Below are 12,987 nucleotides of genomic sequence, written 5' to 3'. Positions count from 1 at the left end.
TTCGATTTTCGAATCTCGATTTTCGATCGTGCTCGCCGCCGGTCCGAAATCGGAAATCGGAAATCAGAAATCGAAAATGCTCCAAGTCACCGATCTCCAGGTTTCCTATGGTGCCATCACGGCGCTGTCGGGTCTCTCGTTTCAGATTCCCGCGGGCGCGATCGTCACCCTCATCGGCGGCAACGGCGCGGGCAAGACCACCACGCTGCGCACCATTTCCGGACTGCTGCGGCCGAAGGCCGGGCGAATCGTCTTCGATGAAGAAGACATCACCGCCACGCCGTCGCACCGGATCGTGGCCCGCGGGCTCGGCCATGTGCCGGAGGGCCGGATGATTTTTTCCAACCTCACCGTGGCGGAAAACCTCGCGATGGGCGCCTACCTGCTGCACGACACCGATCTCGTGCAGAAGAACCGCGAGTATGTTTTCGGCGTGTTTCCGCGGTTGAAGGAACGGCTGAAGCAGATGGCCGGGACCCTTTCCGGCGGCGAACAGCAGATGCTCGCGATCGGTCGCGCGCTCATGGGCAGCCCGAAGTTCCTGATGCTCGACGAGCCGTCGCTCGGCATCGCGCCACGACTGATCAGCACGATTTTCGAGAAGATCGTGGAGATCAACCGCGAGCACGGGATCACCATCCTGCTCGTGGAGCAGAACGCGAATCTCGCGCTCGACGTCTCGTCCTACGCCTTCGTGCTCGAGACCGGCCGGATTGCGATGCAGGGCGAGAGCAAACATCTCCGCACCGACCCGCGGCTCAAAGCGACCTACCTGGGCGGGTGAAGAGCGTGGCACGGGCAAGATGCCCGTGCCACCACGCGGGTAGGGGCGCAGCTTGCTACGCCCTTAGGTTTCGTGATCGCGGGCGCAGCAAGTCTGCGCCCCTACTCTAGCCTTCGCTTCTGTTCAACCACTCGCCAGCACCGCGAACGGCAGCTCGGCCAGGAGCTCGCTGAGCCGCAGCTCGCCCGCCTCACCCGCGTGCTCGCAGCCGGTCACGACATCGCGCCAGCGCTTCCCCCCGCCTGTCGGGAGCACGAGCGTGGTGTCGTCCCACACCAGCCCCAGCGGCGGACACCCGAGTGCACTCGTCAACCGCGGCGCGACCACGAGCATCGCCTCCTCGCCGATCACGCGGGCAAACGCGACCACCTTGTCGCGAAAACGTCCCCTCGTCTGCAGCGGCCAATACTCGCCCTGCTGAAACAGCTCGCGGTGCGTTCCACGGAACTGCAGCAGCGCGCGCGCGATCTGCAGCTTGATCTCCCCGCTGCGCCAATCCCGGAACAGCTCGGCCCAACGCAGTCCGTCGAGCGGTTTCTGCGTGAGCCGGCTGCGCAGGTCGAAGTCCACCGGGCGCCGGTTGTCGGGATCCACCAGGCTCAAATCCCACAGCTCCGTGCCCTGATAAAAATCCGGCACGCCCGGCGACGTGATTTTCAGCACCGTCTGCGTGAGGGTGTTCACCAACCCGAGATGCGCGAGCCGCCCCGCACGCGGCCGGAAGCTCGCCAGGAACTCGCGGCCGCTCTCCAACGACAGCAATGCGTCCACGAAGCGATCGCCCGCCTCGATCCAGCGTTCGTTGGGCTGCACCCAGGTGGTGTTGCGCTTCGCCTCGTTGACGGCCTTGCGCAGGTGCTCGCGAATCCGCTCGCGGAAACCATCGTCCGGATCGGCGTCGTCCGCCGGCCACGCCGCCAGCAGGATCTGATACAGCCGATATTCCTCGTTCGCATCCGGCGCGGCGCGACCATCGACCATGGTCTTGTGCCGCTGGTTCATCTGCCGCCATTCCTGCAGACTCTCGTGCCATTCGTGCGGGAGCTCCGACAGCGCGTAGAGCCGGGCCCGCGCATCCTCCCCGAGCTTCGTGTCGTGCGTGGCGAGCGCGAGCAGCGCGTGCGGCGTGCGCCGCAGCCGCTCCTCATTCGCCGCGTGAAATCCTGCCACGGTGCCGCCGAACCGGCCGGGATTGCCGCCGACCTCGTTCAACGCGATGAACCGGCTGTAGGTGTAAAACGCGGTGTCTTCGACCGCCTTCGCCATGATCGCGCCGGTGTATTGTTGAAAGCTCAACACCCAGTCGGCCAGCCGCGCGCGCAGCGCCTGCGTCGGTTGCGCGGCGCGCTCGGCCTCGGCCGGATCCTCCGGCGGGAAATCGCCGGTGAGCACGTCGCGCACGAGCTCGATCGGCGCCGCGCCGAGCCGCGGATTGCGCGCGATCGCGATCGCACTCGCCTGCTCCACGACGCGCCGGTCACGCGCCTCCATCGGCGCCGGCCCCCGACGATACGTGCGATAAACTCCATGGGCCGCCATCACTTCGCGCACTGCGACCGTGAGCTCGTTGCGCGACACGTCCCGCCAGCGACGTTCGCTGCGCACCAGGTCCGTCAGGTCGGTCGCCAGCTTGAGCACCGCGTTGGCGAACAGCTCTTCGAGCACCAGCAGCTTTTTTTGGTACACGACATCCTCGAACGCCGCCGTTTCGCCGGTGAATTCGGCATAGTGTTCGCTGAAATAGCGCTCGGCCTGGGGATCCACGAGCACACCGGCGATCTGCGCGATGAACTCGTAGCCCGTGGTGCCGTGCGTCGGCCACTCGACCGGGAGCGGTTCGTGGTCGGCCAGGATCTTTTCCACCAGCACATAGAGCGGATCGCGCGCTTCGTCACCGGTTCGCATCGCGAGCGCCTGCAAGCGCTCGAGGTACCGCTGCGGCTGCCGCAAGCCGTCGATGTGATCGATCCGCAGTCCGGTCACGGTGCCTTCCACCAGCAGGCGCGAGAGCAAGGCGTGGGTTTCCTCGAACACCTCCGGCTCCTCCATCCGCAATCCAATCAGCGTGTCGATCGCGAAAAACCGCCGGTAATTTGTTTCGTGCTGCCCCGCGCGCCAGTAGGCCAGTCGGTAGTGCTGCTGCGAGATCACCTCGTCGAGCGCATCGAAGCTGCGCGGCTCGCCGGTCCGCCCTTCCAGCGCGTGCAACCGCTCCTCAAGCGCCGCGCGCGCCGCGGGCTGCTGCTCGAGCAGCGTTCCCAGCCGGCGTTTCAATTCCGCCACGCGTTTGGTCCGCTCCGCCGCCCTCTCGAAATCCTCGGTGGCCTCGGCCCGCGGCAGAGCGCCGAATTCCTCCGCCAGCTCCCGCAGCTGGGCCGCCGCCGGCATCGACTCCGCGGCCGCGTTCAACAACGATTGGTACGTCTGCGGCCGCACCGGAAACTGCATGTCGCCATAGTGCACGCCGATGACGCCCCGTTCGCAGCGGAGCGCCAGCCGCCCCGCCTCGAGCACGCGGCCATAGTGATCGTCGAGGATCGGCACCAGCACCTGCGCCGCGCCCTCGCCGGTGCCGCTCCAGTCGATATCGAAAAACCCCGCGTAGCGCGAATGCACGCCATTCTGCAGCACGTCGCGCCACCAGGTGTTCAACAGGCCCGGCGCGTTGATCCCCATGTGATTCGGCACGAAGTCGAGCACCAGGCCCATCTGCCGCGCGCGCAGGGCGTCGTGCAGTCGACTAAAGCCCTCGCGACCGCCGAGCTCCGGATTGATCAAACGGTAATCGGTTACGTCATAGCCGTGCGAACTGCCCGGTGTGGAGAGCAGGATCGGCGAAACGTAATAGTCGGAAATGCCGAACGCGTGCGCATGCGCGATCACCGCCTCCGCGGCGGCGAACGGAAACTCGCGCCGCAATTGCAGTCGGTAGGTGGCCACGGGGATGCGCCGCGCCTGCATCGGATTGCTCACGATCGCACCCGCTCCTCCGTCGGCCGCGCGACCAGCAACAAGGTCGCCGGCGCCGTGAACACCAGCGTATCCACCCCCGGCAGCGCCGACGTGGCACAGGTCACCACGCGTTCCGGGGGCGCGCCCGCGGCGGTTTCGATCCAACTCGCATTGCTGTCGAGCGCCAGCTGCCAGCTGTGACCGGCCGGCGGTCGCAGCCGGGAATCCGCCTGGAGTGACAGCCGCGCGCCGCCCTCGAGCGAGGTCAGCACCAGCCGCTCCGGGCCCGCGGCGGGACGATAGCGAATCGCCACGGCGCGCTCGAGGGCCTCGACCGACCAGCGCGCCCGATCCGCCGCGACCTCCTCAAGCCACGCGCCGCGCTCCCGCAAGCAGGCGCGATACAGGTGCAGCACGGTCGCGTACGGACTGAGCCGCAGTTCGTCCCAAGACAGTTTCGAACGCGTGAACGTCTCCAGCGCCTGCGGATCGGGCACCGTGCCGAGGCCTGAGGCGTGATCGCGCGCAAACTCCGAAAACTCCTTGCGCCGGCCTTCCGACACCTTGGTGCCCAGCTCACCCGCGTGATCGGTGAAGAACAGAAACGGCGCGCTCGCCGCCCACTCCTGGCCCATGAAGATCAGCAGCGGATAAGGCGCGAGACACAGCAGCCCCGAGGCGGCGCGAAAAGCCGCGGGCGCGATCAGGTGTTCCAGCCGCTCGCCGCGCCCGCGATTGCCGACCTGGTCGTGGTTCTCGATACACAGGACGAACGCGTGGGGAGAGAGGTGATCGCAGGGTTCGCCGCGGGGCCGGCCCTTCCAGGAGGGATACGGCTGCCCGCGATAAAACCAGCCGTGCCGCAAGGTCGCAGCCACCTGCTCGGGCGAGCCGGCGTAATTCTTGAAATACGCGTCCTGCACCCCCGTCAGCGCCACCCGCACCTGGTGGTGAAAATCGTCGGCCCACGCGGCGTCGAGCCCCGCGCCGGCGCCGTCGGGCCGCCGCAGGATGTCGCACGAGTTGCGCTCGTCCTCCGCGATCAGGAAGGCGCCGCGCTCCTGCGCCACGTCGGCGAGCTCGGCGAGCAGGTGCCGCGGCGAGTCATCGCGGATCGCGTGCGTCGCGTCGAGCCGTAGTCCGTCGAAGCGGAATTCGTCGAGCCAGGCGACGGCGTTGTGGAGAAAATAATCGCGCACCGGCCGGTTGTCGGGTCCGTCGAAGTTCAACGCCTGGCCCCAGGGCGTGTGGTGCTCCGGATTGAAGTAGGCGCGGCCGAACTGGCTCAGGTAATTGCCATCGGGACCGAGGTGGTTGTAGACGACGTCGAGAATCACCGCGAGTCCGTGCTCGTGCGCCGCGTCGACGAACGCCCGCAGATCGTCCGGCCGGCCATAGCAGCGCGCCGGCGCGTAGAGCGCCACGCCGTCGTAGCCCCAATTGCGGCTGCCGGGAAAATCCGCGACGGGCATGAGCTCGATCGCGCGCACGCCCAACGCGGCGATGTGCTCCAGCCGGCGGGCCGCCGACTGAAACGTGCCCTCGCGCGTGAACGTGCCCACATGCAGCTCATAGATCGACTGGCCGCGCCAGCCGGGTCGACGCCAGCCGGTGCACCGCCAGCGATACTCGTGCGGATCGATGCACTCCGACCAGCCATGCACGCCCTCCGGTTGAAACCGCGAAGCCGGGTCGGGCCGCAACGTGCCATCGCTCAGTTCGATGATGTAGCGATTACCCGCCGCGCCGATGGCGTCTTCGCCGACGTGATAACCCTCCGGCTGAGGCTCGAGGGGCAGCCGGGCCACGGTGCCGTCGGCCCGCCGGACCTGCACCGCCAGCCGTTCGTGGTCAGGCGCCCAGACGCAGTACCGCACTCCGCGCGGTTGCACGTGCGCGCCGGGTCGAATGGCAACGTCGATCGAAGTTTCCATGAAAGGTGTGTTGGGCCGCGCGCCGGGAAATTCCGCCAGGCCGCCAGTCGGCCGGCCGGACCGCTGTGGCGCGGCCCGCAACCCGCCCGGCTTAGTTGGGTACCGCGCGGCACAGTTCCTCCATCGCAGGAAAATGGCGGCGGCGGATTCGCGTGGACCGCATAAGATAATGCCCGGTAGCCGCCCGAGGGGGAATCGCCGACCTCCCGGGTGCCGCAGGGCTGACGATCGGTCGCGTCTTCAGCCACGCGGAAACCGCCGCAGCCGCGGCACGGTCAACGGACCGCGGCGGCGGTCAACGCACCAACTCGGAGGCTCAAGGCGTTGGTTTCGGCGGGATCGCCGGCGCGAGATCCGGAGCGCGGTGCGCTTCCCCCGACGAGCCCGGGACGCGCGCGGGGTTCGGCATCGAAATCGGCGTCGTGGCGGAAGGTCCCGCCGGCGCGGGCACGCCCGACGCAGCAAACGGCGAAGTCGTGGGTCCTTTCCGCGGCGGGAGGCCGCGGCCGCCGATCTTCTCCCACGGATTCCGCGCTTCCTCGTCGGTACCGGTTTCCTGCTGGAACAGCACCAGCGAGATCGCGGTGAGCTGATGCTTGCTCCCGCCTTGTCGCAACCGCGGCGATTCGATGAACCCGGCCTCATCCGTGGTATCGAGAATCCGGCGCCAGCCGACGTTCGGCCGGCCCGGCAGCGTCACTTCGACCTCGCCATCGTGCGCGTTGAAATAAAGCAGAAACGTGCCGTCCGTGATTGGCTCACCGAAATACGAACGCAGGTCCATCGAGCGGCCGCTCAACATGAATCCGAGAACTTTCGCGAAGTCGGCGCTCCAGCCCTCGTCGTCCATCTCCGAGCCGTCGGGATAGAACCAAGTGATGTCCTTCACCCCCGTGCCGCGAAGATCGCGGCCTTTGAAAAAGTTCGGTTGGTGAAAGATGGGATGCTGCAGCCGGAACTGGATCAGCCGCGAGGTAAACTCCAGCAGCTGCTGTTCGGGCGGCGGCAGCTTCCAGTTGATCCAGCTGATCTCGTTGTCCTGGCAATACGCGTTGTTGTTGCCGCGCTGCGTTGCGCCCGCCTCATCGCCGCCGCGGAGCATGGGCACGCCTTGCGAGAGCAACAGCGTGGTCAGGAAATTCCTTTTCACCCGCCGCCGCAGCGCGCGGATCTCCTCCGGCGCATCGAGGCCTTCGTACCCCCAGTTGTAGGAGTTGTTGTTGTTGTCGCCGTCCTGGTTGTTCTCGCCGTTCGCTTCATTGTGCTTCTCGTTGAACGAAACCAGATCACGCAGCGCGAAGCCGTCGTGCGAGGTGATGAAGTTGATGCTCGCCGTCGGGGTTTTGCCGCTGCTCTGGTAAAGATCGGAGCTGCCGCACAGCCGGTAGGCGAAATCGCGCATGTGGCCGGACTCGCCCTTCCAGTAGCGGCGCACGGTATCGCGGTAGCGGCCGTTCCACTCCGCCCACAGCACCGGGAAGTTGCCGACCTGGTAGCCCCCCTCGCCCACATCCCACGGCTCCGCGATCAGCTTCACCTGGGAGAGCACGGGATCCTGGTGAATGACGTCGAAAAACGATGAGAGCCGGCTGACCTCATGGAGTTCGCGGGCTAGCGCGGTGGCGAGGTCGAAGCGGAAGCCGTCGACGTGCATGTCGAGCACCCAGTAGCGCAGGCTGTCCATCACGAGCTGCAGCACGCGTGGATTCGGTACGTTCAGCGTGTTGCCGGTCCCGGTATAATCCATGTAGTAGCGCGGATTGTCCGCGGTGAGCCGGTAATAGCTCGCGTTGTCGATGCCGCGGAACCCGAGCGTGGGCCCGAGGTGATTGCCCTCGGCGGTGTGGTTGTAGACCACGTCGAGGATCACCTCGAGCCCGGCGGCGTGGAGGCTGCGCACCATCGCGCGAAATTCATCGACCTCCGCGCCGCGATTGCCGTTTTCACTGCTGTAGGTCGGCTCCGGCGCGAAAAACCCGAGGCTGTTGTAGCCCCAGTAGTCGCTCAGCCCCTTGTCGAGCAGATGCTTTGATGTCACGTGCTGATGCACGGGCATCAGCTCGATCGCGGTCACGCCGAGTTTCTTGAAATACTCAATCGCGTGCGGGCTGCCGATCCCCGCGTAGGTGCCGCGGAGGTGCTCCGGCAGCACTTCCCAGAGCTTGGAGAAACCCTTCACGTGGGTCTCGTAGATCACCGTCTCATGAAAGGCCCGGTCCGGCCGTACGTCGCCGCCCCACGCGAACACCGGGTTGACCACGACCGCCTTCGGCATCAGCACGGCGTTGTCGCGCGCATCGAACGAGAGATCGCCGTCCGCGTGCCCGATCGTGTAGCTGAACATCTCGTCCGACCACTGCACTTGGCCCGCGATCGCCTTCGCGTAGGGGTCGATCAGGAGCTTGTTCCGGTTGAACCGATGGCCCTTGAGCGGCTCGTAGGGACCGTCGACGCGATAGCCGTAGAGTTGGCCGGGCCGGATCTCCGGCAGAAAACAATGCCACACCTGATCACTGCGCTCGGTGAGCTTGATCCGCGCGGTCTCCGGCTCGCCGAGCTGGTCGAAGAGGCACAGCTCCACGCCGGTGGCGTTTTCGGAAAAGAGGCTGAAGTTGACGCCGGAGCCGGTCCAGGTGGCGCCGAGCGGATACGAGTGGCCTTTCCACACTTTGGTGGGCTTCATGGGGCGCGCCGCGGACAGGCGAATCGCCGGCGCGTTCCCGGCCGCCAACGTGGCCCAGGCGTCCCGCCCGTGGGGTTTGTGGCCACGTCTCGCCCGTAGGCGCCAGGTCAACCGCACCCGCCACGGGCAGGATGTGCGTGCCACGTGCGGCCGACGCTGCTTTGGCCTTCCCATCCTGCTGCTTGATTTTTTCCCACCGCCGCTAAACTAGCGGGCTCTTTTCTTTTATAGCTCTAGACGCTCAGCTCTCAGCCCTTCGACAAGCTCAGGGCCTCCGGCTCTCAGCTCTCAACCCTCAGCTCTCAACTCCCCTCCCATGTCCACCACGGCACCGCAAAAATTCGAGTTCCAGGCCGAGATCGCCCAGCTCCTCGATATTGTCACCCACTCGCTCTACACGGAGAAGGAAATCTTCGTGCGCGAGCTGGTGTCCAACGCCTCCGACGCACTGGAGAAGCTGCGCCACCTGCAGCTCACGGAAAAGGAGATCTACGACGACACGCTCACGCTGGAGATCAACGTCACCACCGACGACAAGGCGAAGACGATCACGATCCAGGACTTTGGCATTGGCATGACCCGGCAGGAGCTGGTCGAGAATCTCGGCACGATCGCGCACTCCGGCTCCAAGGCGTTTCTGAAGGCGCTGGCCGAAAGCGAGCAGAAGAACACCAGTCTGATCGGCCAGTTCGGCGTCGGCTTCTACTCCGCGTTCATGGTCGCCAAGTCGGTCAAGGTCTACACGCACTCGTGGCGGAAAGACGAAACCGGCCAGCTCTGGACCAGCGAAGGCGCCGGCAACTATTCGATCGAGGAAAGCAGCGGCGAGCGCCGCGGCGCGAAGATCGTGATCGAGCTGAAGGACGAGTGCTCGGAATTTTCCCAAGACTGGCGGATCAAGGAGATCCTCGAGCGCTACAGCGCGTTCGTGTCGTTCCCGATCAACCTGAACGGCAAGCGCGTCAACACCGTCCAGGCCCTGTGGCTCCGCAACAAAAACGAGATCAAGGACGAGGAATACACCGAGTTCTACAAGTTCCAGGCGCACGCGTTCGACGAGCCGCGGCTGCGGCTGCACTTCTCCGCCGACGCGCCGCTCGCGATCAACGCGCTGCTGTTCGTACCGAAGGAAAACACGGAAAAGCTCGGGTTCTCGCGGCTCGAGCCGTCGGTCGCGCTCTACTGCCGGAAGGTGATGATCGACGCCAAGCCCAAGCACCTGCTCCCCGAGTGGCTGCGGTTCCTTAAGGGCGTCGTCGATAGCGAGGACCTGCCGCTCAACATCTCGCGCGAGACGATGCAGGACAAGGCGCTGATCGAGAAGCTGAACAAGGTCATCACGAAGCGCTTCCTGAAATTTCTCGAGGACGAGGCGAAGAACCGCGTCGACGCCTACAACGAGTTTTACGCCGAGTTTGGCTTCTTCCTGAAGGAGGGCGCCGCCGTCGACTTCACGCACAAGGACCAGCTCGCGAAGCTGCTCCGGTTCGAGTCGTCGCTGACCGAGAAGGGCAAGACCACCAGTCTCGCCGACTACGTCACCCGGATGGGCAGCGAGCAGAAGGAGATTTATTATCTCTTCGGCCCGAACCGCGCGGCGATCGAAAGCGGCCCGTATCTCGAAGGGTTCAAGGCGCGCAATCTCGAGGTGCTCTTCTGCTACGAGTCAGTCGATGAGTATGTGATGAACAGCCTGCGCGAGTTCGACGGCAAAAAGCTCACTGCCGCCGATCACGCCGACGTCAAGCTGTCCGACCTGCCGAAGCCCGAGGGCGCGCTGAGCGAGGACGACACCAAGAAGCTCACGAGCTGGCTGAAGGACACGCTGGGCGAGCGCGTCGCCGAGGTGAAAGCCAGCGATCGGCTCGTCGATTCCCCGGCGCTCGCACTGAATGCCGACAAGTTCATGTCGCCGCACATGCGCCGCATGATGAAGGCGCTGAACAAGGATGGCGCCGAGTCGCCGCTGCGCGTGAACCTCGAGATCAATCCGCGCTCGGCCGTGATCAAGCGGCTCTTCGAAACGCACACCGCTGCGCCGGATAAGGCCAAGCTCGTTGCCGAACAGATTCTCGACAACGCGCTGATCAGTGCCGGCCTGCTCGACGACGCGACCGCCATGGTCGCCCGACTCTACAAGATTCTCGAAACCGCCTGATGCGTAGGGCGGAGTCTCCCGACCCCGCCGGGCCCAATTTCGGAGCCAACCCTCGCCGCCCTTCTGCAGACGCGACGCCCCCGTCGCGTCGGCCTTGTTGTAGCCGGGGTCGTTGACCCCGGCCGGCCGGGCTCAGCGAGCCCAGCTACATCATGCTGCGCCGCTCCGGCTGCCGCGACGAGGGCGTCGCGGCTCCAGCACAACCTCGCTTGGTCGGGGCGCAGTCTTGCTGCGCCCTCCCTCACGCGGCTTCATTGGTAGGGACGCCACTTCGTGGCGTCCGCGAGCAATCGGCGACTTCCCGGACGGCTCGGAGAGCCGTCCCTACCTCCCCGCTCACTCGTCGCCGTGCATGAAATAGTTTGCCAGCGGCGAGGCCCGGATGACCGGGACCAGCAGCGTCTTCAACTCCGACTCCGCCATCGAGGACAGTTTTTCGATGAACCGATCGCTGAGCACCACGCCTTGGCTCAACAGCGGCAGATCGCTCACTTCCGGGGGCGGGAACGGCTCGGCCAGGATGTCCGACTCCGACAGCTGTCCCGCTGTCTTCAGTTCGATGCAATCGGGGCGGCGCACGACCGTAAGCCGGACCGCGTAGCCTTGCAGCGCGTACGTGTGCGTCTCGCGTTCCGGCGGCACCGGCATGACGCGATGATGCGCCTCGCCGGTGCGCAACGCCCGCGACAGAATCGGCGTGATCGCATCACCGCCGCGGCTCTGCGCCTCGTTGCGGAACGCCGCGCTGATGATCGTCTGCGTCTCCGCGAGGAAATCCAGCGTCTCACGATGCGACGCCGCGGTGCGCTTCAGCATCTTTTGGAACATCGCGCCTGCGGCCGCCGCGTCCACCTCAAGCAGCAGATCTATCCAAACCTGCTCTTTCAGGTAAACCACCCCGGCCCACGTCGTGAACGCCAGCGGCCGGTGCACGTTCCCGTGGTCGATCTGCGCCTTCACCGCGCGACCAAGCCCAAGATCGGAAATCGAGCGGATCATGATCGCATCGATGCGCTCCCCGCCCGGGCCGAGCTTCGCATCCGCCGCGTCCGGATCCGGAATCGGCGGCATCGTGCCGGAGCGCGCCCGCGCACTCTGCGCCGCCGCGATCTCGCCCAGCAGGTTGTACCGCTGCGCGAGCGATTCGAGCTGCGTGATGTGGTTCTGCAGTTCGACCTGATACTCGATCGAGCGCCGCGCGACCCGCAGCCGCGCCATCAGTTCACCCGGATTGAAAGGTTTTGAAATGTAGTCGTCCGCGCCCGCGTCCAGCGCCGAGGTGATGTCGTTCGCGCCGCTCTTCGCGCTCACCATCATCACATAGGGTCGAATCTTGAGGTTGGTGGTCCGAATCCGCCGGCAAACCTGCAGCCCGTTCAGTCCGGGCATCATCCAGTCAAGAATCGCAATCGTCGGCGCCTCCGGCGCGCTGAGCAGCTTCAACGCAGCCTGGCCGTCTTCCGCCACCACCACTTCGTATTTTTCCTTTTCCAGAAATCCCATCAGCACCCGCCGGGCAACGGGTTCGTCATCAGCAATCAGTATCTTCATTGGGAGGTATTCGTGGGAGCGAAAGGACCGGCGACCGCCGCAGCCCGACAGCCCAATCGTTTGGGAGTACGGTCGCAGCCGCCGCATCGTCGGGGGGTTGGGCGTAAAGGTCCAGCGATTCTTATATCGGCACCGTAGCTCCGCGCTCAACCCGCGCGGCTCAATCGGTTTGAACACATCCTCGTTTGCCCGCCGCGGCGCGGCGTGGGATGAGTACCACATGCACGCTCCCGCCCGATTCATTGGCCTCCTCGGACTGCTCGTCGGCTGCAGCGGACTGACCGCCTGCGCGGCGTCGCCCACGGGGAGCATGGAGAACTGGGTCGTCGAGCAGATGCCCGGCGGCACGGTCCGGGTTGACGGCGATGCACTGGTGATCGAGGACGCCGCGGGCTGCACCGTCTGGTATCGCCCGAAGCTCACCGCGCCGGTGGAGATCAGCTACGATGCCACCGCGGTCTCGCGCGGCGGGCCGAACGATCGGGTATCCGACCTGAACTGTTTCTGGATGGCGCAGGATCCCGCCGCGCCGGACCAATGCCCGTTCGGCGCCGGCCATGACCGAAGCGGCAAGTTCGCCGATTACGACACCCTGCTCACCTACTATGTCGGCTACGGTGGCAACACGAATTCGACCACGCGGTTCCGGCGCTACGATGGCACGGCAGCGCGTCCGCTGCTGCCCGAGCACGACCTGAGCCAGGCGCAGTTCCTTCTGAAGCCGAATCAAACCTACCGGATCCGGCTCGTCGCGCACGACGGCGTCGCGGAGTACTGGCGCGATGGCGAAAAGATTTTCACGTTCCGTGATCCCGCGCCGCTGACGAGCGGCTGGTTCGCGTTCCGCACGGTGAAAAGTCACCTCGAGATTAGGAATTTCAAGGTGAAGTCCGGCCGCTGATTCCGCGCCTTCGTGTCCGCTGAC

The 12,987-nt window shown here is 65.6% G+C and carries 7 protein-coding genes; 3 read left to right on the top strand and 4 right to left on the bottom strand.

The genetic code is table 11. The features are described 5' to 3' along the window. The first annotated feature begins 76 nt into the window (after positions 1-76). On the top strand, positions 77-784 hold the full coding sequence (locus OTER_RS10180) for an ABC transporter ATP-binding protein (RefSeq protein ID WP_012374833.1): 708 nt from the start codon (positions 77-79) through the stop codon (positions 782-784). Between the two features lie 123 nt (positions 785-907). Here OTER_RS10180 and treY read toward each other — a convergent pair whose 3' ends face one another. From treY to glgX, 3 genes are all read right to left on the bottom strand, one after another. Beyond that, positions 908-3,757, bottom strand: coding sequence for a malto-oligosyltrehalose synthase (gene treY, locus OTER_RS10175; protein ID WP_148218076.1), 2,850 nt, complete (start codon positions 3,755-3,757; stop codon positions 908-910). Beyond that, positions 3,754-5,670 (bottom strand): malto-oligosyltrehalose trehalohydrolase, encoded by a 1,917-nt coding sequence (treZ, locus tag OTER_RS10170; protein ID WP_012374831.1) that lies wholly within the window; start codon positions 5,668-5,670, stop codon positions 3,754-3,756. Before treZ ends, treY begins: the two co-directional genes overlap by 4 nt. Before the next feature lie 316 nt (positions 5,671-5,986). After that, a complete protein-coding gene (gene glgX / locus OTER_RS10165) occupies positions 5,987-8,353 on the bottom strand; it encodes a glycogen debranching protein GlgX (RefSeq protein ID WP_012374830.1) in 2,367 nt (788 codons plus the stop codon). A 316-nt stretch (positions 8,354-8,669) separates the two neighbouring features. Between glgX and htpG the strand changes: the two genes are divergently transcribed. Beyond that, positions 8,670-10,511 (top strand): molecular chaperone HtpG, encoded by a 1,842-nt coding sequence (gene htpG / locus OTER_RS10160; RefSeq protein ID WP_012374829.1) that lies wholly within the window; start codon positions 8,670-8,672, stop codon positions 10,509-10,511. Positions 10,512-10,847: 336 nt separating this feature from the next. Here htpG and OTER_RS24045 read toward each other — a convergent pair whose 3' ends face one another. Then, complete coding sequence (locus OTER_RS24045) at positions 10,848-12,062, bottom strand: response regulator transcription factor (protein WP_012374828.1); 1,215 nt, start codon at positions 12,060-12,062, stop codon at positions 10,848-10,850. Positions 12,063-12,282: 220 nt separating this feature from the next. Between OTER_RS24045 and OTER_RS10150 the strand changes: the two genes are divergently transcribed. Further along, complete coding sequence (locus OTER_RS10150) at positions 12,283-12,963, top strand: DUF6250 domain-containing protein (protein WP_012374827.1); 681 nt, start codon at positions 12,283-12,285, stop codon at positions 12,961-12,963. The last annotated feature ends 24 nt before the right edge of the window (positions 12,964-12,987 follow it).

The sequence above is a fragment of the Opitutus terrae PB90-1 genome (assembly GCF_000019965.1).
Taxonomy (GTDB): domain Bacteria; phylum Verrucomicrobiota; class Verrucomicrobiia; order Opitutales; family Opitutaceae; genus Opitutus; species Opitutus terrae.
Note: the sequence above shows the minus strand (reverse complement) of the source record. Positions and strands in the feature narration are given on the sequence as shown.